Origin of the sequence: Micrococcus sp. KRD012, assembly GCF_017168555.1 — a bacterium.
In the GTDB taxonomy this organism is placed as follows: Bacteria; Actinomycetota; Actinomycetes; order Actinomycetales; family Micrococcaceae; genus Micrococcus; species Micrococcus luteus.
In genome coordinates this window covers 27,336-52,538 of record NZ_JABFBB010000022.1, presented here as the reverse complement: position 1 = coordinate 52,538, position 25,203 = coordinate 27,336, and the positions used below count along the sequence as shown (strand labels likewise).

Sequence of the window (25,203 nt, the reverse complement as noted above, 5' to 3'; positions counted from 1 at the left end):
GTGTCCTTGGTCGGGGAGGCGGCGGGCGGCCGCGGGGAGGCGGAGGCTGGCGAGGGAGCCGCGGACGGGATGTGGGGTGGATCGCATCGTATACGATCCACGTGATTCAGCGCACAGGACCGGCGTCACACTTCGGTCACCCGGGAGCGGGGGCTGCCCACCCCACGGGACGACGACGGCGCCGCGCCCTTCACGCAAAGGGTGCGGCGCCGTCGTCGGTGGCGGGGTGCGGCGGCTCAGCCGCGACCGGTGAACTCCGGCTTCCGCTTCTCCTGGAAGGCCTGGAAGCCCTCGGCGTAGTCGGCGGTGCCGCAGAGCTCGCCCTGGGCGATGTTCTCCGCGTCGAGGGACTCCCAGAGGCCCACGCGCCGGTCGCGGACCTGGGCCACGAGCTCCTTCGACGCGCGGAACGCGAGGGTCGCGCCGGAGGCCACCTGGGCGACCTTGGCGCGGGTGAACTCGAGCAGCTCGTCCGCGGGCAGGGCCCGGGAGAACAGCCCGGCCTGGACGGCCTCGGCGCCCGAGAGGAGCTCGGCCGTGTAGATCAGGTCCAGGGTGCGGTGCGCGCCCAGGCGCTCGGTGAACAGCCAGTGGCCGCCCGAGTCCAGGGTGGCCCCGAGGTTCGCGAACGGCGAGCCGATCTTCGCGTTCTCGGCCACGTACACCACGTCCGTGGCGATCGCGAGGCCCAGGCCCACGCCCAGGCAGGCGCCCTGCACCGCCGCGAAGGTGGGGACCGGGATCGCGGACATGGCCCGCAGCACCGGGGTGACCTTGTCCCGCAGGTAGGCGGTGGCGTCGTCCTCGGCCGGGACCACGGCGGAGATGTCGCGGCCCGCGCAGAAGCCGCGGCCCTCGCCGCGCAGCAGCACGGCCCGGACCTCGCCGGACTCGACGCCGGCGGCGGCCCGCTCGTAGGCGGCCTGGAGTTCGGCCAGCGCGGCCTCGTCCAGGGCGTTCATCCTCTGGGGGGCGTCCAGCACGATCTCGGCGACGCCGTTCTCGACGGTGATCTCGATCATCGGGGGCTCCTTCGGTCTCGTGGGCGGGCGCTCAGGCGTCGAAGTCCAGCGTGATCGAGTCGGAGGTCGGGCGGGTCTGGCACGTGAGCACGTAGCCCTTCTCCACCTCGTCCTTCTCGAGCGCGTAGTTCTCGTCCATCTCGTACGCGCCGTCGACGACCTTGGCACGGCAGGTGCCGCACACGCCGCCGGCGCACGCGAAGGGCACGTCCGAGCGGACGCGCAGCGCGGCGTTGAGGACCGTCTCGTGGGCGGACTGGGGGGACTCGACCTTGGCGGTGAGGCCGTCGAGGTTGAACTCGATGGTCACGTTGTCGCCCTTCGGGTCCACCTCCACCACACGGCCGGAGTGGCCCTGCGGGTTCTCCGGGCGGCCGGTGGTGAACAGCTCGAAGCGCACGTCGTCCTCGGACACGCCGCGGGCGGCGAGCGTCTCACGGGTGAGCTGCACGAGCTCGAACGGGCCGCAGAGGAACCACTCGTCGGTGCCCTCCACGCCGATCACGCGGTCCAGGAGGGTGGTGAGCTTGTCCTCGTCGATGCGACCGGAGAGCAGCGGGGACACGCGCTGCTCGCGGGAGAGCACGTGGTGCACCGTGAACCGGGCCGGGTACTTGTCCTTGAGGTCGCCGATCTCCTCGGCGAACATCACGTCCATGGCGGAGCGGTTCGCGTAGACCAGGTCGAAGCGCGAGGTCTCGGAGGCCGCGAGCACGGCCTTGGCGATCGCCATGATCGGGGTGATGCCCGAGCCGGCCGCGAACGCCACCAGGTGCGTGTCCTTCTTCTCCGCGACCTTCTCCGCCGCCACCTTCTGGGCGTCGTTGAGGGAGGTGACGTGCGTGCGGGACGTGAACGCGCCCTGCGGGTTCATCACGTCGATCCTCTCGCCGACCTCGAGGCTCTCGTTGGCCCACGTGGAGAACGTGCCGCCGATGTCCTTCTTCACGGCCACGCGGATCTCGCCGCGCTTCGGGACGGCGCAGATCGAGTAGGACCGGCGCACCTCGGCGCCGTCGAGCTCCTTGCGCAGGGCCACGTACTGACCCGGCACGTAGTCGTAGTCGTCGGCGAGCTCCTCGGGCACCGCGAAGGTGACCTCCACGGAGTCGTCGGTCAGGCGGCGCAGCTCGGACACCTCGAGGGTGTTGAACGTGGCGCGGCGCTTGCCGGTGGCGGGGGCGTCGGTGGTCTCGGTCATCAGTGCACCTTGAAGTAGTCGAAGGGCTCGAGGCACTCCCGGCAGGTGTAGAGGGCCTTGCAGGAGGTGGAGCCGAAGCGGGTGATCTCGCGGGTGTTCAGGGAGTGGCAGCGCGGGCACTTCACGGCCATGCCGATCCTGACCGGGCCGTCCGTGGTGCGCGCGACGGGCGGGGCGATGCCGTACTCGTTGAGCTTGGCCTTGCCCTCGTCCGTCATCCAGTCCGTGGTCCACGCCGGCTGGAGCACCAGGCGCACCTCGGCGTCGGGGAACCCGGCGCGCTCGAGCGCGCGGCTGACGTCCGTGGTGATGGTGTCCATGGCGGGACAGCCGGAATAGGTGGGCGTGATGACGACGACGGCCCTCTCGCCATCGGCCCGTGCCTCCCGGAGGATCCCGAGGTCCGCGATGGACAGCACGGGGATCTCCGGGTCGTGCACGGTGGAGGCCGCATCCCAGACCCGCGCGTCGGCGGGATCGGCGGGGCGCAGCTCGCCGGCGGTGGTCACCAGGTCGCTCCCGGGTGACGGCGCGCCAGGGACTGCATCTCCGCGAGGATGTACCCGCGGTACTCGCTCATGGCACCGGAACGGTCGCCGCCGCGGGCGGTGCCCGTCGTCGGCACGGTCAGGCCGGCCTCCTCGATGGCCGCGCGGATGCGGGTCATCGTGGGCTCCTCCAGCGAGGACGGCAGCACGGCGACGCCCTGCTCGGCGAGGGCGCGGACGACGTCGTCGTCGTGGAAGAGCTCGGCCACGTAGGGCCACAGCTCGTCCAGGCCGCGCTGCATGCGGCGCTTCGACTCCTCGGTGCCCATGGCCAGGCGCTGCAGCCACAGGGCGGCGTGGTCCTGGTGGTACAGGACCTCCTTGAGGGCCTTGTCCGCGATGGCGGCGAGCGTGGGGTCCGTGGACTCGCGCAGGCGGGTGTACAGCTCGTACGAGTAGAACGAGTAGTACAGCTGGCGGGCGATCGTCTTGGCGAAGTCGCCGTTCTCGGCCTCCACGAGGCGGACGGAGCGGAACTCCTCCTCGTCGCGGAAGTACGCGAGCTCGTCCTCGGTCCTGCCCCACGCGGTGCCGGCGTAGGAGAGGAGGAAGCGGGCTTGGCCTACGAGGTCCAGGGCGATGTTGCCCAGGGCGATGTCCTCCTCGAGCTCCGGGGCGCGCGAGATCCACCAGGACAGGCGCTGGCCGAGCATCAGGGCGTCGTCGCCGAGGGCGAGGGCGTAGCGGGCGACGTCGTCGCTCGCCTTCTGCTCGCCCGCCGCGATCTCCTCCGCGGTGATGGCCACGCCCGCGGAGTGCTTCGTGGCCGAGTCGTTGGTCGCGAAGCTCACAGGTGCGGCACCCCCTCGGACTGCTGGTAGTAGGTGGCGTGACGGTAGGACTTGCCCTGCGCGGACTCGAAGAAGCCGCCCTTGGAGTCCGGGTCGGAGGCCGCGATGGCCTCGGCCGGGACGACCCACACGGAGGTGCCCTCATTGCGGCGGGTGTACAGGTCACGCGCGTTGCGCAGCGCCAGGGTGGCGTCCGGGGCGTGCAGTGAGCCGGCGTGCACGTGGGAGAGGCCGCGGTTGGCGCGGACGAAGACCTCCCACAGGGGCCAGGCGTGGGAGGCGGCGGTGGTCTCGCTCATGGGTCAGGCTCCGATCAGGTGGGTCTCGGCCGGCGCGTTCTGCTCGGCCTGGCGGCGGGCGTAGGCGGCGGCGGCCTCGCGGACCCAGGCGCCGTCCTCGTGGGCCTGGATGCGGCGGGCCATCCGCTGGGTGTTCATGGGGCCGTTGCCCTTGATCACGGACATGAACTCGTCCCAGTCCAGCTCGCCGAAGTCGTAGTGGCCGCGCTCCTCGTTCCACTTCAGGTCCGGGTCCGGCAGGGTGAGGCCGAGGGCCTCGGCCTGCGGGACGATCATGTCCACGAAGCGCTGGCGCAGGTCGTCGTTGGAGAAACGCTTGACCTTCCAGGCCATGGACTGGCGGGAGTTGGGGGAGTCCTCGTCCGGCGGGCCGAACATCTGCAGGGCCGGGCCGTAGAAGCGGTTCACGGCGTCCTGGGCCATCTGCTTCTGCTCCGGGGTGCCGTGCGAGAGCTCGTAGAGGATCTCCCAGCCCTGGCGCTGGTGGAACGACTCCTCCTTGCAGATGCGCACCATCGCGCGGCCGTACGGGCCGTAGGAGGCGCGGCACAGCGGCACCTGGTTGCAGATCGCGGCGCCGTCGACGAGCCAGCCGATCGCGCCCATGTCCGCCCAGGTGCGGGCCGGGTAGTTGAAGATCGAGGAGTACTTCGCGCGGCCGGAGAGCAGCTGCGCGTTCAGCTCGTCCCGCGGGGTGCCGAGGGTCTCGGCGGCGGAGTACAGGTACAGGCCGTGGCCGGCCTCGTCCTGGACCTTGGCCATGAGGATCGCCTTGCGCTTCAGGGAGGGGGCGCGGGTGATCCAGTTGGCCTCCGGCTGCATGCCGATGATCTCGGAGTGCGCGTGCTGGGAGACCTGGCGGGTCAGGGACTTGCGGTACGCCTCGGGCATCCAGTCGCGGGGCTCGATGCGCGAGTCCTCCGCGATCAGGCGATCGAAGTTCTCCTGGCCGGCCGCATCCTCGGGGGACGGGACGGAGGCCAGGTGCTGGGGGGAGCTGGTCTGCGTCATGGGGATCACCTCACGCTGAGTGCGGGCTGGTTCCGTGGTCAGGGCGCACCGGGGCGCACCGAATTACTGACCGCTCGTTCAGGATAGGCCAGGGTGTGACCTCGGTCAACACGCCGGGGCATGCGGGGCCCGGGTGCGATGCGGCCGTCGGGACGGTGCGGGACGGTTCTCTCCTGCACAGGCGTCCCGACGGCGTCCCCCATCCCCGGATCGTCCCTCGCCGCGGTCGCGGGACCCGGGTCCTCCCTACGGTGGCCGCATGTCACCCCTCATCGGACCTCAGCAGATCGCCACGGCCCTGCGGGCCGTCGGACTCGACGACGACGCCGCCCGCCTGGCCGCGTGGGCCGACCCCGCCCGGCGCGAGCGGGAGGCCGCCGAGCAGGCCCTCGCCGACCTCGCCGCGGCCCAGACGCAGCTGCGCACGGCGCTGGGCGGGCTGGTCAGCGCCGCCACGGACGTGCGCTCGGCGATGCACACGGCATGGCGCGGGGAGGCCGCCGGCGCCTATGGGGAGGCCGTCCGGCGGGCGGCGACCCTGGCGGCGGAGCTCGAACGGGAGGCCGGGGAGTGGCTCGCCCTGCGGGCCACCGCCGAGCGGGACGCCGAGGACGCGCGCCGGAACGCGGAGGCCCGGCAGCGGGCGGCCGAGGAGACCGCGCTGGCCGTCCTGCGCTCGCTGGCGGTGGCGGCATGACCGGCGGGCGGGGTGCGAGCCCGGGGGCGGTGGCCTTCAGCACGCACGGCGGCCCGGGCTCGATCTACGCGGAGGCCGAGGAGATGCGCGTCGTGGCCGGCCGGCACGAGCACGCCGCCGAAGAGGCGGCCGGAGCCTCGTGGCAGGTCGACGCGGCCGCCTTCGGGCTGGGCCGGTCGGCCGCGTGGCTCGCCTCCGCCGCCCTGCTGCAGGACCGGCTGGCGGAGGCGGTCGGCCGGGTGCGGAGCCTGTCGGAGCAGTGCGCCGAGCTGCACCGTGACCTGCTCTCCGCGGCGGCCCGCTACGAGGAGGCCGAGCGCGCGGCGGCCGGCATCATGGCCGCCGAGGACGCCTCCCTGGAGGAGCTGCCGGCGCTGCTCTGGCGGGACGGCCATGACGGCCTCACCACCCGCGAGGCGGAGCGGCTCGTGCAGGACGTCGTCCAGGCGGTGCCCGAGGCCATCGTGGCCGCCATGCTCGCGGCCGCCGGGTTCCCCCTGCTCGCGGCGCTGGCGCGGATCGACGTGAAGATGCTGACGAGGGCGCAGAAGCGCGTGCTGAAGCGGCCCGTCTCCTCCGCGGCGAAGAAGGGGACGGATGCCGCGTCGGACCTCACCGAGGCGCTGCGGGTCTCCCCGGACGAGGCATGGACCGTGGCGGCGGACGCCCTGACCCTCGCCGGCGCGGCGCCCCGGGGCGCGGTGACCCTGCACGGGGCGCCGCAGGACCGGCCGACGGCGCCCGCCCTGCTGGACGGCTCGGCCACGGGGCTGGCCTCTCTCATCCCGCGCGAGGAGGGGGACGGCGACCTCACGGTCACGGAGGTGGTGCGAGAGAACGGGAGCCGCGCCTGGGTGGTGGGCCTGCCGGGCACCCGCGGCGGCCTGATCCCCGATCCCGAGTCGACCGACCCGTGGGACGCCGGCGGGCTGCTGGACGCACTCGGCTCCGAGTCCGAGGTCACGGCCCCGGCGGTGCGGGCGGCGCTCGAGGCGGCCGGCGTCCCGCACGGCGCCCCGCTCGTCCTGGCCGGCCACTCCCAGGGCGGGGTGCACGCCGTCAATCTGGCCGGGCGTGAGGACTTCACGTCCGTGTATCCCGTGGCCGGCGTCATGACGGTCGCGGCGCCGTCCGGCAACGCGGTGGAGACCGGGCGGACCGCGGTGCTGGAGTTCTCCTCGGACGGGGACCTGGCCGTCGCCGCGGACGGGGCGCCCACCCCCGTCTCGTCGCGCCGGGCCGAGGTGGTCTTCCACCCGGCCGGCCACGGGTGGGATGCGCCCGGGGGCGGCTTTCGGACCGCCTCTCCGCTGGCGGCCGAGGACGACCTGGGCGCCGCCCACGACTTCGACGCCCAGGTGGACCTGATCCGGCAGTTCGAGGCCGCCGAGCCCGCGTCCCGGGCGGAGGTCGCCGGGCTCTCCGCCGCGTTGGCCGGGCTGACCGCCGGCACCGTGGCCTCGAGCCGGGCGGTGCGCCTGCGCCGCACGCCGCCCGAGCGGGACCACCTGCCCCCGGGATCCCGGTGAGCGCGCCGGCGGCGGGGCGCCCGCCGCCGCCCGCTCAGTTCGCGTCGAGCAGCACGCCCGCGAAGAACGCGTTCAGGCGGTCGACCTCGTCCAGGCCGAAGACGCCGGAGACGTACTGGTCCGGGCGGACCACGACGACGGCGCCGTCACGGCTGATGCCGCGGGCCTCGAAGATGTCCTCACCGTGCTTGGGCTGACACGTGGCGAAGATGTTGTTCAGGTCGTGCAGGCCGAGGGAGCCGGTGGTCGGGCGGAAGATCGACGGCACGTCCGGGTGGGCGAACTCGGTCTGCTCCTGCTGGTACACGACCTTGATGTCGAAGCGGGCGTCCTCCGGCCTGTCCGACGGGGTGTGGCGGTTGCGGAAGGACCGCGGGTCCTCCACGATCGCCTTCGCCCACGCCGCGACCTTCGAATCCTCGGCGCGCGGGGAGGCGGCGTCGGCGAACACGTACACGCGCCAGCGGCCGTCCGCGCGGTGCAGGTGGCCCAGGTGCTTGACGTTGGTGTCGCACGAGCGCTCCACCAGCGCCGACTTGAAGCGCTTGCCGATGGGGTAGCCCTGCGCCAGCGCCTGGCCGGTGGCGTCCGTGGTGAGGAGGGAGGGCTGGTACTGCGTCATGAAGCCGGCCGGGAACTCGGCGGTCTTCGTGTAGAACTCGGCCACCTCGTTCGGGTCGCCCAGCTCGGAGGTGGGCTTGGCCATGAGCGTCGACCACTCCTTGTCGAAGTCGATCAGGTTCTTGGCGATCTCCTTGCGCTCCTCCGAGTAGGTCGGCACGAGCTCGACCGGGGCCATCCCGGAGAGCACCTGGCCCAGCTTCCAGCCGAGGTTCCAGCCGTCCTGCATGGACACGTTCATGCCCTGGCCGGCCTTCGCGGAGTGGGTGTGGCAGGCGTCGCCGAGCAGGAACACGTTGGGGTGGGCCACGCGCTCGCGGTTGTCGAAGCCCGAGGTGAGGCGGTGGCCCACCTCGTACACCGAATGCCAGGCGACCTCCTTCACGTCCAGCGTGTAGGGGCGCAGGATCTGCTGGGCCCGGCGGATGATCTCCTCGAGCGGAGTCTGACGAACCTTGTGGTCGTCGTCCGCCGGGACCTCGCCGAGGTCCACGTACATGCGGAACAGGTGGCCGCCCTCGCGGGGGATCAGGAGGATCGAGCCGCTGGACGAGTGGATCGCGCACTTGGTGCGGATGTCCGGGAAGTCCGTGTCGGCCAGCGCGTCCATGACGCCCCACGCGTGGTTCGCGGCGTCGCCGGTCAGGGTGTGGCCGATCGCCTTGCGGACGCGAGAGCCCGCGCCGTCCGCGCCCACCACGTACTTGGCGCGCACCTGGCGGGTCGGGCCCGAGGCGGGGTCCTCGAGGGCGTTGCCCTGGGCATCCACGGTGCGGCGCAGGGTCACGAGCACGGGGTGCTCGCCGTCGTTCGTGTCCTCGAGGGTCTCGAACGCCCAGCCGTAGTCCGGCTGCGCGCGGGTGGGGGAGTTCTTCATGTACTCGGCGAACCAGTCCAGGATGCGGGCCTGGTTCACGATCAGGTGCGGGAACTCGGAGACGCCCTCCGGGTCGTCCTCGGCCAGCGAGGTGCGCACGATCGTGTCCGCGTCGTCCTCGGCCGGGTTCCAGAACGCCATGGAGGTCAGGTCGAAGGCCTCGTCGATGATCTCGCTTGCGAAGCCGAAGGCCTGGAAGGTCTCCACGGAGCGGGCCTGGATGCCGTCCGCCTGGCCGATCTCGAGGCGGTGGGGGCGGCGCTCGATGATGCGGGTGTGGACGTCCGGGAACATCGCGAGCTGGGCGGCGGCGATCATGCCGGCCGGGCCCGAGCCGACGATCAGCACGTCCATCTCGTCCGGCAGCTCGGCGGGGCGGTCCAGGCCGATGCCGGCCGCCACCTGGACGCGTGGGTTCGTGGAGACATAGCCGTGGTGGTGGAAGAGCATGGGGGGTCCTTTCGCTGCGGGGGATGTCGCTGCGCGGCGAGCGTGCCACCCGACGGTGTGTTCTCTCAGAGAGCACGGTGTTCCCCCTGGGAACACATGTGTGCCAGACTGTACGCGGACGTGACCGGGTTCACAACCGGCGCGCGGGTCGACCACGCCCCGGGCGCGTCACGTCCGGCACGCGAGGCGAGGAGCACGGATGGCGGAGCACGACGGCGGCCCGGTCCGGGAGGGCGCACCCTCCCAGACGCTCTCCCGCGCGCTCACCCTGCTCGAGACCGTCGTGGAGGCGCCCGAGCCGCCCACCATCGCCGACCTCGCCGACGGCCTGGGGGTCCACCGCTCGGTCGCCTACCGCGTGCTGCGCACCTTCGAGACCCATGGCCTGCTGCGCCGCGACGGCCTCGGCCGCGTCCACGCCGCCCCCGGCCTGGCCGTCCTCGCCCGCCGGGTGGAGCAGGATCTGCGCGCGGCGGCCATGCCGCACCTGACGGCCGTCTCCACGGACCTGGGCATGACCGCGTTCCTGGTGGTGTGGGACGGGGCCCACTGCCTCACCCTGGCCACGGCCGAGCCGCCCAGCGGCAACCTCGTCACGCAGCGGCCGGGGACCCGGCACCCCCTCGGGGTCGGTGCGCCGGGGATGGCGATCGCCGCCACCCTGACCGGACAGGAGTGGGCGCGGCTGCCCGGCGAGGCCCCGCCTGAGCGGCCCGAGCTCGACGACGTGCGGGAGCGCGGCTGGGCCGTCAGCTCCGACGAGGTCATCACCGGCGTCTCCTCGGTCGCGGTGCCGCTGCGGGTCCCCGGCCAGCTGCCCGCCGCCCTCGCCGTGGTCTACGCGACGCGGCCGGAGGACCCGGCGCGCCTCGGGGACCGGCTCGGTGAGGCGGCCCGGGCCGTCGCCGTCGCCTTCGGTGCGGCCTGAACCCGGGTCCCGTGGTGCCGCTCACGGCGTCCGCGGCCCGCATTACCCTGGTGGCCATGACTGATGACGCACAGCAGACGCCCGCCGTGGTCGCTCCCCACAAGAAGGTCGGCATGCTGCCGCCGTACGCCGCCGGCAAGCCGCCGGTCGCCGTCCCGGGCCTGCACCCCTACAAGCTCTCCTCGAACGAGAACCCCTACGCGCCCGTGTCCGGCGTGATCGACCGGGTGCGTCAGGTCGTGACCGGCCCGGAGGGTGCGCCCAGCACCCTCTGCCGCTACCCGGACACCCTCTCCACCGGCCTGCGCCAGGCCCTGGCCGCGCACCTGGACGTCCCGGCGGACGACGTCGTGACCGGCGCCGGCTCCCTCGGCGCCCTGGCCCAGGTCATCACCGCCTTCGCCGGCCACGGCGAGGCCGGGGAGGGCGACGAGGTGATCTTCGCGTGGCGCTCCTTCGAGGCCTACCCGATCGTGGTCCGCACCGCCGGTGCCGTGGACGTGCAGGTGCCGCTCACCGCGGACCACCGCCACGACCTGCCGGCCATGCTGGAGGCGATCACGGAGCGGACCCGCGTGATCCTGCTCTGCACCCCCAACAACCCGACCGGCCCCGTGCTCACCACCGCCGAGGTCGAGGACTTCCTGGCGCGCGTGCCCGCGCACATCCTCGTGGTCATCGACGAGGCGTACGTGGAGTTCGTCCGCGACGAGGACGCGGTCAAGGGCCTGGAGATGTACCGCAAGCACGCGAACGTCGTCGTGCTGCGCACCTTCTCGAAGGCGCACGGCCTGGCCAACCTGCGCGTGGGCTACTCGGTCTCGCAGCCGGAGATCACGAAGGCCCTGCGCACCGTGGCCACCCCGTTCGCGGTGTCCACGGTGGCCGAGGAGGCCGCGATCGCCTCGCTCGAGCACCTGGACGAGGTCCTCGAGCGCGTGCAGATCGTCGTCGACGAGCGCGAGCGCGTCGCCGCCGCCCTGGCCGAGGCCGGCTGGGACCTGCCCTCCTCGCAGGCCAACTTCGTGTGGCTGCCGCTCGGCGAGCGCACGCAGGCGTTCGCCGAAGCCGCCCAGGCCCGGGCCCTGTCCGTCCGGGCGTTCGCGGGCGAGGGCGTGCGCGTGAGCATCGGCGAGCAGGAGGCCAACGACCGCTTCCTCGAGGTCGCGCGCGACTTCCTGACGTGAGCGGGTCGGCGCGGGCTCACGCCGGCGGCCCGATCACCCGCCACATCAGGCGGCGGTACAGCAGCGCGCACGCGGTGAGGACCAGTGCCCCGGCGAGCACCGGGGTGACCAGGTAGTGCCAGTCCGCGTTGCTCAGCATGACCGTCAGCGCGGTGGCGCCTGCGGGGGCGTGGATCACGCGGAGCCCGGCCATGACGGCCATCGCCAGGCCCATGCCGGCCGCGAGCGAGTACCAGGCCAGGGGCAGCACGGAGATCACGGCGATCCCGCATGCGGCTGAGACCACGTGCCCCACGAGCACGTTGGCGGGGTGGGAGTGCGGGCCGTGCGGCACGAGGAACACGAGCACGCAGGACGAGCCGAAGGCGCCCACCAGCAGCGGCGCGGAGGCCAGGTCCTCGCCGAGGCTGAGGGTGGCGATGGTCAGTGCCCCCGCGATCGAGGCCGCGAGGACCACGTGCCAGGGCAGACGGGGGGCCAGCGGGCGACGCCACGGGTCCAGGAACCGTGGGGGACGCAGACCGGGCAGGCGGGTCATGCGCTCGTCTCATCTCCTCGTGACTCGGTCGCGGCCCGGGTCGGGCTCCTCCAGGGTAGGCCGCGGGCGGGGCCCGGGGCCTACCCTGGAGGAGCATACGAGATGTAGCTCCGTCTCGTGGGCTCGGAGAGGTGTATAAGAGACAGGGGGGAGGGACTGTGACGGCCGCTCAGCGGCGCAGCGCCACGAGGGCGTCCTCGGCGTCCCGTGCGGCCTCGGAGGAACGCCGGTTGACTTATCCCGGGTGCGGCGGCCTACGACCGGTGATAACTCAACCGACGACGGCGGCCCGCAGGCCGCCCCGCGCCGTGAAAGGCCAGCGGCACGCCACGGGCGAGGCCCCCGAGCGCGGCCGGAATGTGCCGAGGAATCTCCTTGACGCCCCACCGGGGGGGGGATGATGATTACCCTACTCACAGGGGTATGAGAGACATCACAGATGGTCAGGGGGATCTTCTGGGTGTCACACAGCAAGGAGGCCATCATGGCCCTGCTCAGGAAGACTGCCGCGTGGGGAGCCGCTGCGGTCGGTGCTGCGGCGCGGGTGCAGTACGGGGCCTTGTCAGAGCCTCTCGGCGGGAACTGACCGTGACGGGCAGGGGGCTGCGGACGTTCGGGCTGCTCGTCACCCGTGCCGTGCTGCTCGTGGCACTGTGCGGGCTGGCGCTGAGCCTCGTGGGCTCCCTGTCCGTCCACCAGCGGCAGTACTTCGGTGCCGCCGAGTGCGGCGACGCGGTGTGGGATGTCGGCATCGGAGGCAGCGGCGAGGTCTGGTCCGCCACGGAGGCCGCCCTGACCGGGCGGAACCTGACCCTGATGGCCAACGGGGCGGACCCCGGCGTGCGCCACCTGGCCGGCCCCGCGGCCCCGTGTCTTGCGGGCATCGACGTGCCGACCTTGGAATCTCTGCGGGCAGCGCGAGGGTTTCTGGTGCGCGAGGGCAGTGTGCTGGCCGATCGCGCAGCGGGGGAGGGGGAACTGGCGGGCCGGCCTGTGGCCCTCGCCTCATCGGCCCGCTGGCGAGGACTGCCCTCGGACGGGGTGATCCAGCCGACCCCGGCGTTCGACAACGCCGCCGCCTACGTCGGGTTCCTCGTGGGCGACCCGCCGACCTGGACGGATTCCTGCAGAACCTGCGAACCGCCGGCCTGGAAGTCGACGCGGCGCCGGCACCCACGGCGATGACCGCGTCGCTCGGGACGCCCGTGCTCGGCGTGACCTCGTCGCTGACCGGCCTCACTCTGATGAGCGTCACGGCGTTCTGGGTGCTGACTCTGCGCGCGGGGGAACGTCCCTCTTTGCGGGTGCTGCGCCTGCTCGGGGTCTCCCCGCTCCGGGCCGCCGTGTCTCGGGCTCGCGTGAGCCTGGTGCCGTTCCTCGGCGCTGCGGGGATCTCGGCCGCGCTGTGGCAGGGGATGGTGCTGACCGGCGCGGTCACGGAACCGTCCCCGCTCGTCGCAAGTGGCGTGATCCTGGTCGTGCTGCTGGGTGATGCCGTGCTCGTGGCGGCGACCCATGTGGTCTCCCTCTGGATGCGAGCGCCCCGGTGAGCCTCCGGAGTCTCGGCGTGGCTTGGAGCGACGGGCTGCGCGACACCCTGAGGTTCTGGCCGTTGGTGCTGGTCGCCTTCGTCCACGCGGTCGCCTCGTGCTCGCTCTTGGGACTGTCCTTCCAGCAGGCGAGCGAGGCGCAGGAGATCGATCGGCACCTGCAGCGGTGGGAGCAGCTCGGTGCGGCCTCGTTGCGGGGCTTCTATCTCGCGGGGCCAGGGGATCTGGAGGGAGGCGGCGCCGCGCCTGGCGACTCGCAGCAGGAGCCGCCCGAGCCCGACTTCTCTGCCGACTCCACGGCCGACTCCGCCGACGACGGTCGGCGTACGGCCGCGCTGTTGGCACTCCTGGCGGACCCGCACCGGACGGCGTACACGATGGACCCCTACGGGGACCGATTCGGCGACGACCTCCCCGGCGCCCTGCTGGTGACCGAGGACTTCTTCGCCGGGTCCGGTCTCGACGAGACGATGTCTCCGACGGGTCAGTCCCCGCATCGCGACGCCGGCGGCACTGCCGCTCCCTACGCGGTGCTGGGCAGCGACTCCTCGGCGAAGGACCCGTACGCGCTCACGGTCGGGGGCGTCCTGCCGCCGCCGACGCGTGTGCAGTTCCAGGAGGCGATGATCCCGGTGACCGGACGGCTGGCGCCGGGCGCCACCGCTCTGGATCCGATGATGGGATCGGTTCCGCTGGACGAAGCCGTCCTGGTGGTCGTCCCGACCTCGATGCTGGCGAGCCTGTACCCGCCAGACGCGTTGGAGGGCCTCCTGCTGCGCACCATCGTCCTGGGCCAGGATGCCGTCCCGGCACTGGATGCGGCAGGACGAGCCCTCGAAACGGACGCTCTGGTGGTCACCGCTGAGCCCTTGACCCCGCAGTCCTCCGCGCTCCTGCAGTCTCTGAGCGCCAGCTCCCGCACGCTGCTCGTCCTGTTCGGCGCGGCGGTGCTCGGCGCCGTCGTCTCCCTGTTCGGCGTTCTCGGCGTGCTCGCCCGGGCTCTCGCCCCCACCTGGCGGATCGCCGCGATGGTGGGTGCCGCCCGCTGGCAGGCCGCGGTGCGGATCATCGTTCCCGTGCTCTTCGCGTGGGTCCTGCCGGCCGCCGTCGGTCTCACCGCGGGCGCGTCCGCCCTGCCGGGGCCGCCGCCCACCGGTCTGACGTCCACCGCGCTCATCGCCGTCATGGCGATCGGCGCCGTCGCCACCCTGTCCTCCTGGCGCGCACTCGCGGCGACCTTCGGTCGCCGCCCCCGCCGCCACCGGCCGACCAAGGAGACCGCATGACCCTCCTCGAGGTCCACGACGTGGACAAGACGTTCCTCTCCGGCGGGGAGGCGGTGCCCGTCCTCCGGGGGGCCTCTCTGCTGGTTCCGGCCGGTGAGATGCACGCCGTCACCGGGCCCTCCGGGTCCGGGAAATCCACCCTGCTGCGGATCCTCGCGTGCCTGGACTCCCCGGATTCGGGTCGCGTCCTGCTCGGGGGCGAACCTCTCCCGGAGCCGTGGAGCCAGGGCGGGGACCGGTATCGGAACCAGCGGTGCGGCATCGTCCTGCAGGACTTCGCCCTCATGGAGCACGCCACCGCACTGGAGAACGTGATGCTGCCCCTGCGCTACGGCCCGGACCGGGTCCCGCGTGGGGAGCAGCGACGCCGCGCGGGGGAGGCCCTCGAGCGGGTGGGGTTGGGAATGCGCACGGGTCACCGGGCCCGCACGCTCTCCGGCGGGGAGAAGCAGCGGGTGGCCGTCGCCCGGGCTCTCATCAACGAGCCGCCGCTGGTCCTGGCGGACGAGCCGACGGGTGCGCTGGACCAGGCGAGGACGCGGGACGTCGTCGACCTGCTGCGCGGAGCCGTGGGGCCTGAGCGGGCCGTGGTGGTCGTGACCCATGACCCGAGGGTGGCGGCCGCCTGTGATCGGCGCTGGCACCTCGTGGACGGGGAGCTGGCCCCACAGGACTGAGGCGGCGCGCACCCTCGTCGACTTCTCGTGGCGAGCAACGTCGGTTGACTTATCCCGGGTGCGGCGGCCTGCGACCGGCGACAACTCAACCGACGACGGCGGCCCGCACCGGCACGCGCAGGTGCGGGCCGACGTCGTCCCGGCGGTGTGCTCAGGCGGTGCGCAGCACCATGCCCGGGTGGAGCATGGTCGAGACCGTCATGCCGTTGAGGCGCTGGAGGGTCTCCATCGTCACGCCGGTGCGGTGGGCGATGATCCACCAGCCGTCGTTCGGCTGCACCGTGTACGTGCCGGCGGTCGACGGCTCGGTCGTCGGGGCCGGCGTCGGAGCCGGGGTGGCCGGTGCCGGCGGCTGGCCGGCCGCCGTCGCGATGGCCTCGGCGCGGTCCCGCAGGTCGTCGAAGCGGGCCATCAGGTGCTGCCCCGGGCACGCGGTCGCGGACGTGGCCCGGTGCGGGAAGATCGTGTCCACGGTGACGGGCGTGCCCGCGGCGTACTTCGTGCTGCCGCCCGAGGTCAGGGTGACTCGGCCCCGCGCGTCGATGCCGTCGCGGTACAGGTAGTAGGCGGTGGCGCGGGCCATCGCGTCCACCACCTCCTCGGACGGGGCGACCACGTCGTAGTTGCCCATCGTGGAGATGCCCATCGTGCCCCGGTTGAACCCGCCCGCGTGCGTGCCCAGCGGGTTCGAGTCCAGGGCGCCGCGGCGGCCCTCGTAGATGTTGCCGAAGCGGTCCGTGATCAGGTGGTACGGGAAGTCGCCCCAGCCGAGGGTCCTCGTGTAGTACGCGTAGATGCCGCGCATCTGCTCCACGGCCTGGGCGCGCGAGTAGTCGTTCGTGCCGGCCGTGTGGTGGATGGTCAGCGCGCGCACCTGGTCGAACTGCGGGGAGGACTCGGCCCAGGACTCGTCCGCGCCCCACTGCGCGCGGGTGATCACGTCCGGGAGGATCTTCGCGCGCGCATCCGAGGCCGTGGCCACGGTGCGGGCCTCGGCGGGTGCGGCGCCCCCGACGACGGCGCTCGACTTCACGCCCCGCGGCAGGCCGGCCGTCTCCGCGGCCTGCTCGGCGGTCACCGCCGGGTGCGCGCTCGCGACGGTCTCGTCCGTGGCGGCCGTGCCCGGGTCGATGAGGGACAGCTCGAGGCCGGCCGGGGCTGCGCCGTCGGCGGTGGTCACGCGCAGCTGGGCGCCGTCCGCGCCGAACGCGACGAACGGGTCCGTGCCGGTGCGCGCGGGGGCGGCGTCCTCGGGCAGGACGGGCCGATCCAGGACCTGCCACGGGCCCCAGGCCCCGTCCTGACGCACGCGGATCTCCACGCGCTCGACGGCGTCGTCCGCCGCGGTGTCCCACACGGCGGCGGCCACCGTGAACGGGCGGTCCACTACGGGCTCGCCGAGCACGACGCCGGCCGGAGCCTCCTCGGCCGGGACGAGGTTCTCGCCCTCCTGCGGGACGGTCGCGACGCCGGCGCCCTCGACGGGAGCGGCCGACGCGGGGGTCGCGGCCGCGCCGACGGTCGTGGCGCGGGCGGCGTCGTCGAGCGGGCGCACGTCGGGGGCGCCCTCCGTGGTCGCGGACGGCGGCTGCGGGAGCAGGCCGCCGACGAGGACGGAGAGCGCGGCGACCGCGACGGCGGGCGCGAGCGGGCGGGGGGACGCGGCGGAACGCGGCGGGAGAATCTTCATGCGGATGCCTTCGGAAGGTGGAGTGCCCGAGGAACGACAGGCGCGGGCCGTGTCGCTTTCCCGGGTCGGTGACGTGGTGAGGGCGGGATGAGGGCCGGAGAGCCGTCGTGATCGTAGCGTGATCGACCATTCCCGGGAACATTTTTCGAAGGCTTGTCGGGTGATTTCACGCCCCCGTGATGTCCGGTTCACCCATTCACAGGTGGGCGCGGTGTGGCACCGGGGCGGAGCACAGCGGAGGGGTGTCGGGTCCGCGCCGGGGGATACGGTGACGGGAGACCACCACGGGCCGCCCGGCCCGGGAACCAGAGGAGGCAGACCATGGCGGAGCCGATCCACATCGGCGCGGCGGCGGACGTCCCGGAGGGCGAGGCGATCGTCGTCCCGGCGGCGACGGCGGGGACGAGGGACGACGTCGCGGTGTTCCACACGGACGCGGGCGAGTTCCACGCGATCGACGACACGTGCACCCACGAGGACGCCTCGCTGGCCGAGGGCTGGCTCGAGGACGACCGCGTGGAGTGCCCCCTGCACGCCGCGCAGTTCTGCCTGCGCACCGGCGAGGCGCTCTGCCTGCCCGCCACCAAGGGCGTCGGCGTGCACCGCGTCGAGGAGCGCGAGGGCCAGCTCTACCTCGTCCCCGGCGCATGAGCCACGACGTCGACGCCCCGGCGGGCGTGCCCGGCTCGGTCGTGGTGGTGGGCGGCGGCGTCGCGGGCTTCGCCGTGGTCCGCGAGCTGCGGCGCCGCGGTTTCGCGGGCGGGATCGCCCTCGTGGACCCGCAGGGCGTGCCCTATGACCGGCCGCCCCTGAGCAAGGAGTTCCTGACCGGCGACGCGGACGCGCACCGCCTGCTGCTCGCCCCGCCGGCATGGTTCGCCGAGCACGGGGTGGAGCTGGTGGAGGACGAGGCGGTCCGGGTGGTGCCGGGCGGCGTCCACCCCGACGGCGGCCCCGCGCCCCACCGGGTGGAGACGGCCTCCGGGCGGGTCCTGGACGCGGACGCGGTCGTGCTCGCCACGGGCGGGCGACCCCGGGCCCTCGACGTCGCCGGCGCCGACCACCCGGACCTGATCACCCTGCGCACCCGCGCCGACGCCGAGACCCTGCGCGACCGCCTGACGTTCGGGACCGAGGTGGCGGTCGTGGGCGGCGGTTTCACGGGGGCGGAGGTCGCGGCCGCGGCGCGCCGCTCGCTCGCCGCGGTGACGCTCGTGACCGGGACGGACGCCCCGGCTCGCGCGGCGGTCGGGCCAGCGCTGGCCGCCCGCCTGCACCGGATGCACGTCGAGCACGGGGTCGCTGTCGAGGTCGGCCGGGCGGCCTGGATCGAGCACCGGGACGCCGACGGCGGCGCCGCGCTGCCGGCCGCCCACCGGCTCCACCTCCACGACGGGCGGGCCGTGGACGCCGACGTCGTGGTGCTGGCCGGGGGCACCGTGCCGGACACCGCCCTCGCCGAGGACGCCGGGCTGGAGGTGGCCGACGGCGTGCTCACGGACGCGATGGGCCGCACGGCCGTACCCGGGATCCTGGCCGTGGGTGACGCCGCGCGGGCCCGGGGGTCCGCGTGGGCGCCGTCGCGGCACTGGGAGCCGGCGCTGCGTTCCGGTGCGGCCGCCGCGGCGGCGATCCTGGGGGAGCAGGCGGACGCCCCGGGCGCCCCGTGGTTCTGGTCCGACCGGTACGACGCCCACGTGGAGGCCGTGGGGGACATGACGGTGCCGGCCGGCGGGCGGATCGTGGACCGCGAGGTGCGCGGGACGGTGGTGGCGAGCTTCGCCCTGGCCGCGGACGGGACCCTGCGCGGGGCCGCGTCGATCGACGACCCCATGACCGTCAAGGCCGCCCGGCGCATCATCGACCGGGGGATCGTGGTGGACGCCGCCGCGCTCGCGGACCCGGCCGTGCCGGTCAAGTCGCTGGCGCGGGGGTGAGGGCGCCCGTTTCGTCAACGAAAGCGGCCTGGAAAGCGCCCGTTTCGTCGACGAAAGCGGTCAGGTGCCGCAGTAGGTGACGAACGGGGCCCCGTCCGCCGGACCCGGCTCCGCGTGCCGCTCGAACCCGGGGCGCGGGGTGAGGGGATCCGTGACGGCCTCGAGCAGCCGGTGGACGGCGGTGAGGTCCCCGTCCTCCGCGGCCGTCAGGGCCTCGTCGAGCAGGTGGTTCCGTGGGATGTAGACGGGGTTCACCGCGCGCATCCGGGCCGGATCGGGACCCATCGCCCGCCAGTCCGCGAGCCAGGCGGCGAGCCCCGCGGGGTCCGGGGCGCCGGGGACGAGTCGTGCCGCCTCGGTGCGGGCCGCGTCGTCGTCCACGGGCGCCGCCGTGTGCTCGGCCAGCCGCACCCAGAACGAGGTCCAGTCGGCCCGCGCCGCGGCCAGCCACGGGAACAGGCGGTCGGTGAGCGCGGCGACGTCGTCCTCCGCCACGGACGCCGGGAGACCGAGCTTGTCCCGCAGTCCGCCCCGCCACGCCGCGAGATGGGCGCCGTGGAACCTGCCCAGCGCCTCCTGGGCGAGTGCGACGGCGCGGTCGGGGTCGTCGTCGAGCACGGGCACGAGGGCCTCGCCGAGCCGAGCGAGGTTCCACGCCGCGATGGGCCCCTGGTTGCCGTACGCGTACCGGCCCTGGGTGTCGATCGAGGAGAAGCTCGCGGCCGGGTCGAAGGCGTCGATGAACGCGCAGGGGCCGTAGTCGATGGTCTCGCCGGACAGGGTCATGTTGTCCGTGTTCATCACACCGTGCACGAAGCCGACGAGCATCCAGCGGGAGATGAGCTCGGCCTGCGCGGCGATCACCGCCTCGTAGAGCGCGACCGCGGGGTGCTCGGCGTCGGTGGCGTGCGGGTGGTGGCGGGCGATGGCCTCGTCGACGATCCGGCGCAGCACCTCCGTGGGGTGCGCCTGCTCGGGGAGGGCCGCGGCGTACTGGGCCGTGCCGACGCGCAGGTGCGACGCGGCCGTCCGGGCCAGCACCGCACCCGGCAGCACGGTCTCGCGGCGGACCGGGTGGCCCGTGCCGACGACGGCCAGCGCCCGCGTGGTCGGCACGCCGAGGGCGTGCATCGCCTCGGAGACCACGTACTCGCGGAGCATGGGGCCGAGCACGGCCTGCCCGTCGGCGTTGCCGCGCGCGAAGGGCGTGCGACCGGAGCCCTTGAGATGCAGGTCGTGGAGCCGACCGTCCGGAGCCGTGAGCTCGCCGAGGAGGAGGGCGCGACCGTCACCCAGGCGGGGAGAGTAGTGGCCGAACTGGTGGCCCGCGTACGCCTGCGCGACCGGCCGCGCGCCCGGGCCGGGCTGCTCGCCGGTGAGGAAACGGACGCCGTCGTCGGTGGCGAGCCACTCGGCGTCGAGGCCGAGCTCCGCCGCGAGGCCGGCGTTGAGCAGGACGAGCTGCGGGCCGTCCGTGGCCTGGGCCTGCCAGGGCAGGGCGAGCTCGGGGAAGGTGTCGGCGAAATGCGAGCTCAGGGCGGGAACGGACGTGGTCATGGGGCCACGCTACGTGGGGGAGGACGGGTGTTCACGGACCGGCTCCCACCGGGCCCGTCCTTTCGAGGCGGGAAATCGACCCCATGGGCGTGGACCAGAGCCCTATGACCTGGATTTCGCGCCTCGAAACGGGGGGCCGTGGCGGACTGCGGTGACCGTGGATCTCACCGGGTCACCCACCGAACGCGGCAGCCCGGCGCCGCACCCGCGCGACCACGTCCGCGTAGTCGTCCCGGGCATCGGCCCACATGACCTTGATCGAGAGCCAGTCGTGGTCGGCGCACCAGCGGTCGCGCAGCACGTCCCGGGCCTGCTGCTCGGCGGTGCGGTGGTGCTCGCCTTCGTATTGCAACGCGAGGCGCCACGGCCGATACCCGAGGTCGACCGTCGGAGCGTGGCGGTTTGACGGGTCCAGCCGGCACTGCACCTCGGGCTCCGGCAGCCCGGCGTCCACGAGCGCCAGCCGCAGACGCGTCTCGCGCGGCGAATCCGCCCCCACGCGCATCCTCGCCAGCGCCGCCCGGGCCAGCCCGCGCCCCCGGAAACGTCCCCGTTCGACCAGCGATCGGACGAGCTCCTCCGGGGTGTAGGCGGGAGCCCCGCGTCCGCCGCCGGGCAGCCACGGCGGGCAGAGAAGCGCGTCACCGGCGGCGACGACGTCCCGCTCGGTGAGCGCCGACCGTGCCGCGCACAGGTCCCACAGCGTGCGGGCCGGCGTCGTCACGAGCACGCCGCCCCGCGTCATCCGCTGTCCCTCCGGCACCTCGATGCGGTGCGGCACCAGACCCGCCTGGACCGGCCGGCCGCCCGAGGTGCCGACGCTGACGTGCACCGCACCGGGGGCCAGCAGCCGTGCGGGCACGGTCAGGCCGTGCAGGCGGGCGGCGGTCTCATGGCTGACGACGACGCCGGGGTGGCGCCGCTGGTACGCGCGGACCTCGTCCATCGTCCACTCACGGACGGAGGCCGCCGCAGGGCCGGCCGGCCCGTAGATGCCGTGGCGCAGCCGCCGCAGGTCTGAGGACTGCAGTCGGGACCACGTCACACCCGCCCGGCGCGCGTCGTCGACCGTGAAGGCGGCGGGGTCGATCGACGGCGGCAGCGGGCCGGGACGACGGGGCATGCGGCGAGCGTGCCCCGTCGGTCGGCATCCCGAGACAGACGAGCGGGGGCCTGGGGACGCGCGAGGGGGCCCGGCGCGGTTGTGCAGGAGGCGGTGACGTCCCCCGGGGCGCCGGCCCCGAGCCATTCGAGGCGGGAAATCCACGTCATGGGCCAGGATCGGACGTCCATGGGGTGGATTTCGCGCCCCGAAGTGAGGGGATGACCAGGTCAGTACGACGCGCGGGGCGCGCCCTCCCCGTCGGCCGCGGCGTCGCTCGGCTCCGGGCACCAGCGGTCGGCGAGGGCCTCGGCGGCGCGGGCCAGCAGGGCGACGTCGGCGCCCACGTTGACGTAGTCCGCGCCGGCGGCGGCGTAGGCGTCGGCCTGCGCGGGCACGAACGCATTGACGCCCACGAACTTCCCGGCGGCCTTGACCTTCGCGATGACCTCCTCGACCGCGGCCACCACCTCCGGGTGCGACTGCTGGCCGAGCAGGCCCAGGGACGCGGAGAGGTCCGAGGGGCCGATGAAGACGCCGTCGATCCCGTCCACTGCCGCGATCTCCTCGGCGTTGCGCACGCCCGCGGCCGTCTCGATCTGCACGATCACGGAGACGTGGTCCGCCGCGCCGGGCAGGTAGCCGGGGATCCGGTTCCAGCGGCCCGAGCGTGCCAGGGCGGAGCCCACGCCGCGCACCCCGCCCTCGGCGGAGCCGTTCGGGTAGCGGGCGGCGGCCACGGCGCTGCGGGCCATCGCGGCGTCGTCGACCATGGGCACCAGCAGCGTCTGGGCGCCCAGGTCCAGGAACTGCTTGATGGCCACGGTGTCCAGCGCCGGCACACGCACCAGGGTGGGCACGCGGTAGCCGGCGATCGTGCGCAGCTGGGTGAGGACGTCCTGCAGGGTCAGCGGGGCATGCTCGGCGTCGATGAGCAGGTAGTCGAGGCCCGCGCCGGCGCAGATCTCCGCCGTCGTCGGGTCCCCGGAGGAGAGGAACATGCCGGCGGCGGGGCGGCCCCCACGGGCGGCGACGGCCTCGGGCGTGAAGAGGTCGCGGAACAGCGGCTGCGGGTTGTGGCGGACGGGCATGGGACGTTCCTCCGGGGTTCTCCGCGCCCTCCACCCGACGCGGGTTGAGTTGTCGCGGGTGGAGCGGGGTCGTACTGGTGATAGGTCAACCCGCGTTGCGGGCGGGCGGGCGGGGCGACGACGACGGGCGGGTCAGGCGAAGCGGCAGGTAATGGTGCCGAGCGGGCCGTAGTCGGCGTAGACGGTGTCGCCCTCGTACACCCACATCGGGCGGGTGAAGGAGCCGGCGAGCACGATCTCACCGGCTTCGAGCGCGTCTCCGTGCTCGGCGATGCGGTTGGCCAGCCAGTGCACGCCGTTGGCCGGGTGGTTCAGCACGCCCGCGGCCACGCCGGTCTCGATGATCTCCTCGTTGCGGGAGAGGATGCCGGAGACCCACCGCAGGTCGACGTCGTGCACGCCCACGGGGCGGCCGCCGATCACCAGGGAGCCCAGGGCGGCGTTGTCCGAGATGGTGTCCGTGATGGTGCGGCCGGCCATCTCGATGCGCGAGTCCAGCACCTCCAGCGCGGGCACCACGTACTCGGTGGCGCGCAGCACGTCCATCAGGTTCAGGCCGGGCCCGCGCAGCTCGTCCCGCAGCACGAACGCCAGCTCCATCTCGATGCGCGGATGGGTGTACTTCTTCCACTCGTACACGTGGCCGGACTCGAACACCTGGTCGTCGAAGATCACGCCGTAGTCCGGCTCGTCGATCCCGGTCGCGTCCTGCATGGCCTTCGAGGTCAGGCCGATCTTGTGGCCCACCTTGCGGCGGCCCGCCTCGACCTGACGCTCGGCCCAGATGCGCTGGACGGCGTACGAGTCCTCGATCTCCATCTCCGGGTAGCGCGCGGTCAGCCGCGGCACGGGCACGCGGTCGATGCCCGCGCGGTGCAGCTCGTCGGCGATCTTGACGTGGGTCTCGTGGTCCAGCACAGCGGTCTCCTTCACGACGACGGGCAGGGGCCTGGCCTTGATCGTATACGATTACGCGGCTCGGCCCCCGGCCCCGTCGCCATCCTGTCACCGCCCCGGATCAGTCCGGGGTGCGCGTCCCGATGCCCAGCCCGGGCTTGCGGCGGTGCACCGTGAGCCAGGCCAGCCCCTCGGGGCCCGTCTGCGAGGCGGGACACCCCTGCTCCCCATGCTTCGAGGCGGGAAATCGAGCTCAAACTGGCCCTCCCGGCTCGAATGAGGTGGATTTTCCGCCTCGAACGGCGTGGGGCGGGGAGACGCGGAGGATGGCAGGGAGGGCGGACGCCGACGGCGGGCACCCGAGGTGGGTGCCCGCCGTCGTCGTGGTGTCCCGGAGCGACGCCCGGGGGTGCCGGTCAGAGCTGGTTGCCGAGCTTGTACTCGCCCTGCTTCCACTCCGGCATGGACTCCTCGCCCTGCCCCTCGCGGGTGTAGGAGAAGCCGTCGGCGCCGATGGTCACGGCCATCTCCGAGTCGTCGGTGCGGGAGACCAGCGGCTGCAGGTTGCCGTCGAGGTCCAGCACGCGGGAGGCGTCGGTGTACCAGGACGGCACGACCGGGGTGCCCCACCAGTCGCGGCGCTGGTTGTCGTGCACGTCCCAGGTGACCACGGGGTTGTCCGGGTCACCGGTGTAGTAGTCCTGGGTGTAGACCTCCACGCGGTGGCCGTCCGGGTCACGCAGGTAGAGGTAGAACGCGTTGGAGACGCCGTGGCGACCCGGGCCGCGCTCGATGTGGTCGGACATGCGCAGGGCGCCGAGCTTGTCGCAGATCGCCAGGATGTTGTGCTTCTCGTGCGTGGCGAAGCACACGTGGTGCATCCGGGGGCCGTCGCCGCCGGTCATGGCGGTGTCGTGCACGGTGGGCTTGCGGCGCATCCACGCGGCGTAGACGGTGCCGTTCTCGTCCTGGATGTCCTCGGTGACGCGGAAGCCCAGGTCCTGCATGTAGCGGGCGGCGCGCGGCACATCCGGGGTCACCTGGTTGAAGTGGTCCAGGCGGACCAGGGCGCCCGGGGTGTAGAGGTCGTAGCGCCAGGCCAGGCGCTCCACGTGCTCGACGTCGTGGAAGAACTCGTAGGGGAAGCCCAGCGGGTCCTCGACGCGCACGGAGTCGCCGACGCCCTTGACGAAGCCGTCCTTCCGACGCTCGACGCGGCAGCCCAGCTCCTCGTAGAAGGCGACCGCCTTGTCCAGGTCCTCGGGGGTGCGCACGCGGTAGGAGAACGCGGCCACGGCGGCGGTCTCGCCCTGGCGCAGCACCAGGTTGTGGTGGATGAACTCCTCCATGGAGCGCAGGTAGACGGTCTCCTCGTCCTCCTCGGTGACCACCAGGCCGAGCACGTCCACGTAGAACTCGCGGGAGACGGCGAGGTCCGTGACCACGAGCTCCATCGAGGCGCAGCGCAGGATGTCCGGTGCCTCGGACGTCGGGGTGGGGAGGGGGTTCTCCGGGTCGATGGGGGCTTCCTTCGTGACGAAGAAGCCGGAGGAGGTCTTCTGGCGGCTCTCGAGGTTGGTCATCGGTGCTCCTTGGTGAGGGGGCGGTGCGCTGTGGCCTGGGACACGGTCAGTGGCTCGATCGTATACGATCCGGGCGACCGACGGAAAGGCTCTCGAGGAACGCGGGTTGAGTTGTCGCGGGTCCGGGGCGCCCG

The 25,203-nt window shown here is 73.4% G+C and carries 24 protein-coding genes; 10 read left to right on the top strand and 14 right to left on the bottom strand.

The window, feature by feature from the left end:
• Positions 1 to 236 precede the first annotated feature (236 nt).
• From J1M37_RS09540 to paaA, 6 genes are read right to left on the bottom strand one after another with little or no spacing between them, the layout of a single operon-like run.
• Complete coding sequence (locus J1M37_RS09540; RefSeq protein ID WP_206452503.1) at positions 237 to 1,022, bottom strand: enoyl-CoA hydratase/isomerase family protein; 786 nt, start codon at positions 1,020 to 1,022, stop codon at positions 237 to 239.
• Positions 1,023 to 1,053: 31 nt separating this feature from the next.
• Positions 1,054 to 2,223 carry a 1,2-phenylacetyl-CoA epoxidase subunit PaaE gene (gene paaE / locus J1M37_RS09535; RefSeq protein ID WP_206452502.1) on the bottom strand — a complete coding sequence of 390 codons (1,170 nt, stop codon included), beginning with the start codon at positions 2,221 to 2,223 and terminating at the stop codon, positions 1,054 to 1,056.
• Positions 2,223 to 2,732: a 1,2-phenylacetyl-CoA epoxidase subunit PaaD gene (gene paaD, locus J1M37_RS09530; protein WP_342345139.1), complete on the bottom strand. Its 510-nt coding sequence runs from the start codon at positions 2,730 to 2,732 to the stop codon at positions 2,223 to 2,225. The genes paaE and paaD overlap by 1 nt, the downstream gene beginning before the upstream one ends.
• Entirely contained in the window at positions 2,729 to 3,562 is an 834-nt protein-coding gene (gene paaC, locus J1M37_RS09525) for a 1,2-phenylacetyl-CoA epoxidase subunit PaaC (protein WP_206452501.1), read from the bottom strand. Before paaC ends, paaD begins: the two co-directional genes overlap by 4 nt.
• Positions 3,559 to 3,861 carry a 1,2-phenylacetyl-CoA epoxidase subunit PaaB gene (gene paaB / locus J1M37_RS09520; RefSeq protein ID WP_020624884.1) on the bottom strand — a complete coding sequence of 101 codons (303 nt, stop codon included), beginning with the start codon at positions 3,859 to 3,861 and terminating at the stop codon, positions 3,559 to 3,561. The genes paaC and paaB overlap by 4 nt, the downstream gene beginning before the upstream one ends.
• 3 nt (positions 3,862 to 3,864) lie before the next feature.
• A complete protein-coding gene (gene paaA / locus J1M37_RS09515) occupies positions 3,865 to 4,872 on the bottom strand; it encodes a 1,2-phenylacetyl-CoA epoxidase subunit PaaA (RefSeq protein ID WP_206452500.1) in 1,008 nt (335 codons plus the stop codon).
• Between the two features lie 259 nt (positions 4,873 to 5,131).
• On the opposite strand from paaA, the gene J1M37_RS09510 reads away from it, so the two are divergent.
• Both J1M37_RS09510 and J1M37_RS09505 read left to right on the top strand, forming a co-directional pair.
• Complete coding sequence (locus J1M37_RS09510) at positions 5,132 to 5,569, top strand: hypothetical protein (protein ID WP_041102602.1); 438 nt, start codon at positions 5,132 to 5,134, stop codon at positions 5,567 to 5,569.
• Between the two features lie 29 nt (positions 5,570 to 5,598).
• The gene (locus tag J1M37_RS09505; protein WP_342345138.1) at positions 5,599 to 7,098 is read left to right on the top strand and encodes a hypothetical protein; all 1,500 of its coding nucleotides are present in this window, start codon (positions 5,599 to 5,601) and stop codon (positions 7,096 to 7,098) included.
• Between the two features lie 34 nt (positions 7,099 to 7,132).
• On the opposite strand, the gene J1M37_RS09500 is transcribed toward J1M37_RS09505, so the two are convergent.
• Complete coding sequence (locus tag J1M37_RS09500; protein ID WP_206452498.1) at positions 7,133 to 9,046, bottom strand: FAD-binding monooxygenase; 1,914 nt, start codon at positions 9,044 to 9,046, stop codon at positions 7,133 to 7,135.
• A gap of 199 nt (positions 9,047 to 9,245) precedes the next feature.
• Between J1M37_RS09500 and J1M37_RS09495 the strand changes: the two genes are divergently transcribed.
• Together J1M37_RS09495 and J1M37_RS09490 are read left to right on the top strand one after the other, a co-directional pair.
• A complete protein-coding gene (locus J1M37_RS09495; protein ID WP_044658772.1) occupies positions 9,246 to 9,974 on the top strand; it encodes an IclR family transcriptional regulator in 729 nt (242 codons plus the stop codon).
• 56 nt (positions 9,975 to 10,030) lie between these two features.
• Positions 10,031 to 11,161 carry a histidinol-phosphate transaminase gene (locus tag J1M37_RS09490; RefSeq protein WP_206452497.1) on the top strand — a complete coding sequence of 377 codons (1,131 nt, stop codon included), beginning with the start codon at positions 10,031 to 10,033 and terminating at the stop codon, positions 11,159 to 11,161.
• A gap of 16 nt (positions 11,162 to 11,177) precedes the next feature.
• On the opposite strand, the gene J1M37_RS09485 is transcribed toward J1M37_RS09490, so the two are convergent.
• Positions 11,178 to 11,699 carry an HPP family protein gene (locus tag J1M37_RS09485; RefSeq protein WP_127435289.1) on the bottom strand — a complete coding sequence of 174 codons (522 nt, stop codon included), beginning with the start codon at positions 11,697 to 11,699 and terminating at the stop codon, positions 11,178 to 11,180.
• Between the two features lie 588 nt (positions 11,700 to 12,287).
• Here J1M37_RS09485 and J1M37_RS09480 point away from each other — a divergent pair.
• Genes J1M37_RS09480 through J1M37_RS09465 form a run of 4 tightly spaced genes read left to right on the top strand, consistent with a single transcriptional unit; the run spans position 12,288 to position 15,212 of the window.
• Complete coding sequence (locus J1M37_RS09480) at positions 12,288 to 12,884, top strand: hypothetical protein (protein ID WP_206452496.1); 597 nt, start codon at positions 12,288 to 12,290, stop codon at positions 12,882 to 12,884.
• Positions 12,881 to 13,249, top strand: a complete 369-nt coding sequence (locus J1M37_RS09475) for a hypothetical protein (RefSeq protein WP_036339719.1) — start codon at positions 12,881 to 12,883, stop codon at positions 13,247 to 13,249. Before J1M37_RS09480 ends, J1M37_RS09475 begins: the two co-directional genes overlap by 4 nt.
• Positions 13,250 to 13,266: 17 nt before the next feature.
• Complete coding sequence (locus tag J1M37_RS09470) at positions 13,267 to 14,535, top strand: hypothetical protein (RefSeq protein ID WP_152744093.1); 1,269 nt, start codon at positions 13,267 to 13,269, stop codon at positions 14,533 to 14,535.
• Entirely contained in the window at positions 14,532 to 15,212 is a 681-nt protein-coding gene (locus tag J1M37_RS09465; protein ID WP_152744094.1) for an ABC transporter ATP-binding protein, read from the top strand. Before J1M37_RS09470 ends, J1M37_RS09465 begins: the two co-directional genes overlap by 4 nt.
• 151 nt (positions 15,213 to 15,363) lie before the next feature.
• Here the strand turns inward: J1M37_RS09465 and J1M37_RS09460 are convergent, their stop codons facing one another.
• Positions 15,364 to 16,902 carry an N-acetylmuramoyl-L-alanine amidase gene (locus tag J1M37_RS09460; RefSeq protein WP_241250994.1) on the bottom strand — a complete coding sequence of 513 codons (1,539 nt, stop codon included), beginning with the start codon at positions 16,900 to 16,902 and terminating at the stop codon, positions 15,364 to 15,366.
• Positions 16,903 to 17,223: 321 nt separating this feature from the next.
• Between J1M37_RS09460 and J1M37_RS09455 the strand changes: the two genes are divergently transcribed.
• A complete protein-coding gene (locus tag J1M37_RS09455; RefSeq protein ID WP_002857882.1) occupies positions 17,224 to 17,553 on the top strand; it encodes a bifunctional 3-phenylpropionate/cinnamic acid dioxygenase ferredoxin subunit in 330 nt (109 codons plus the stop codon).
• Complete coding sequence (locus J1M37_RS09450; RefSeq protein ID WP_206452495.1) at positions 17,550 to 18,839, top strand: NAD(P)/FAD-dependent oxidoreductase; 1,290 nt, start codon at positions 17,550 to 17,552, stop codon at positions 18,837 to 18,839. The genes J1M37_RS09455 and J1M37_RS09450 overlap by 4 nt, the downstream gene beginning before the upstream one ends.
• 60 nt (positions 18,840 to 18,899) lie before the next feature.
• Here the strand turns inward: J1M37_RS09450 and J1M37_RS09445 are convergent, their stop codons facing one another.
• From J1M37_RS09445 to hpaD, 5 genes are all read right to left on the bottom strand, one after another.
• The gene (locus tag J1M37_RS09445; RefSeq protein WP_206452494.1) at positions 18,900 to 20,396 is read right to left on the bottom strand and encodes a protein adenylyltransferase SelO; all 1,497 of its coding nucleotides are present in this window, start codon (positions 20,394 to 20,396) and stop codon (positions 18,900 to 18,902) included.
• A 172-nt stretch (positions 20,397 to 20,568) separates the two neighbouring features.
• Complete coding sequence (locus tag J1M37_RS09440) at positions 20,569 to 21,519, bottom strand: hypothetical protein (protein ID WP_206452493.1); 951 nt, start codon at positions 21,517 to 21,519, stop codon at positions 20,569 to 20,571.
• A 209-nt stretch (positions 21,520 to 21,728) separates the two neighbouring features.
• The gene (locus tag J1M37_RS09435; RefSeq protein WP_274607204.1) at positions 21,729 to 22,589 is read right to left on the bottom strand and encodes an HpcH/HpaI aldolase family protein; all 861 of its coding nucleotides are present in this window, start codon (positions 22,587 to 22,589) and stop codon (positions 21,729 to 21,731) included.
• A 132-nt stretch (positions 22,590 to 22,721) separates the two neighbouring features.
• Entirely contained in the window at positions 22,722 to 23,507 is a 786-nt protein-coding gene (locus J1M37_RS09430; RefSeq protein ID WP_049146549.1) for a 2-keto-4-pentenoate hydratase, read from the bottom strand.
• Positions 23,508 to 23,902: 395 nt separating this feature from the next.
• Positions 23,903 to 25,069 carry a 3,4-dihydroxyphenylacetate 2,3-dioxygenase gene (gene hpaD, locus J1M37_RS09425; RefSeq protein ID WP_036313533.1) on the bottom strand — a complete coding sequence of 389 codons (1,167 nt, stop codon included), beginning with the start codon at positions 25,067 to 25,069 and terminating at the stop codon, positions 23,903 to 23,905.
• Positions 25,070 to 25,203 lie beyond the last annotated feature (134 nt).

Coding starts and splice junctions, on each gene's coding strand:
- J1M37_RS09495 (WP_044658772.1), top strand. CDS start 9,246: ATGGCGGAGCACGACGGCGGCCCGGTCCGGGAGGGCGCACCCTCCCAG.
- J1M37_RS09540 (WP_206452503.1), bottom strand. CDS start 1,022: ATGATCGAGATCACCGTCGAGAACGGCGTCGCCGAGATCGTGCTGGAC.
- J1M37_RS09445 (WP_206452494.1), bottom strand. CDS start 20,396: ATGACCACGTCCGTTCCCGCCCTGAGCTCGCATTTCGCCGACACCTTC.
- J1M37_RS09460 (WP_241250994.1), bottom strand. CDS start 16,902: ATGAAGATTCTCCCGCCGCGTTCCGCCGCGTCCCCCCGCCCGCTCGCG.
- J1M37_RS09485 (WP_127435289.1), bottom strand. CDS start 11,699: ATGACCCGCCTGCCCGGTCTGCGTCCCCCACGGTTCCTGGACCCGTGG.
- J1M37_RS09440 (WP_206452493.1), bottom strand. CDS start 21,519: ATGCCCCGTCGTCCCGGCCCGCTGCCGCCGTCGATCGACCCCGCCGCC.
- paaB (WP_020624884.1), bottom strand. CDS start 3,861: ATGAGCGAGACCACCGCCGCCTCCCACGCCTGGCCCCTGTGGGAGGTC.
- hpaD (WP_036313533.1), bottom strand. CDS start 25,069: ATGACCAACCTCGAGAGCCGCCAGAAGACCTCCTCCGGCTTCTTCGTC.
- paaE (WP_206452502.1), bottom strand. CDS start 2,223: ATGACCGAGACCACCGACGCCCCCGCCACCGGCAAGCGCCGCGCCACG.
- J1M37_RS09490 (WP_206452497.1), top strand. CDS start 10,031: ATGACTGATGACGCACAGCAGACGCCCGCCGTGGTCGCTCCCCACAAG.
- paaA (WP_206452500.1), bottom strand. CDS start 4,872: ATGACGCAGACCAGCTCCCCCCAGCACCTGGCCTCCGTCCCGTCCCCC.
- J1M37_RS09450 (WP_206452495.1), top strand. CDS start 17,550: ATGAGCCACGACGTCGACGCCCCGGCGGGCGTGCCCGGCTCGGTCGTG.
- J1M37_RS09475 (WP_036339719.1), top strand. CDS start 12,881: ATGACCGCGTCGCTCGGGACGCCCGTGCTCGGCGTGACCTCGTCGCTG.
- J1M37_RS09455 (WP_002857882.1), top strand. CDS start 17,224: ATGGCGGAGCCGATCCACATCGGCGCGGCGGCGGACGTCCCGGAGGGC.
- J1M37_RS09435 (WP_274607204.1), bottom strand. CDS start 22,589: ATGCCCGTCCGCCACAACCCGCAGCCGCTGTTCCGCGACCTCTTCACG.
- J1M37_RS09510 (WP_041102602.1), top strand. CDS start 5,132: ATGTCACCCCTCATCGGACCTCAGCAGATCGCCACGGCCCTGCGGGCC.
- J1M37_RS09500 (WP_206452498.1), bottom strand. CDS start 9,046: ATGCTCTTCCACCACCACGGCTATGTCTCCACGAACCCACGCGTCCAG.
- J1M37_RS09465 (WP_152744094.1), top strand. CDS start 14,532: ATGACCCTCCTCGAGGTCCACGACGTGGACAAGACGTTCCTCTCCGGC.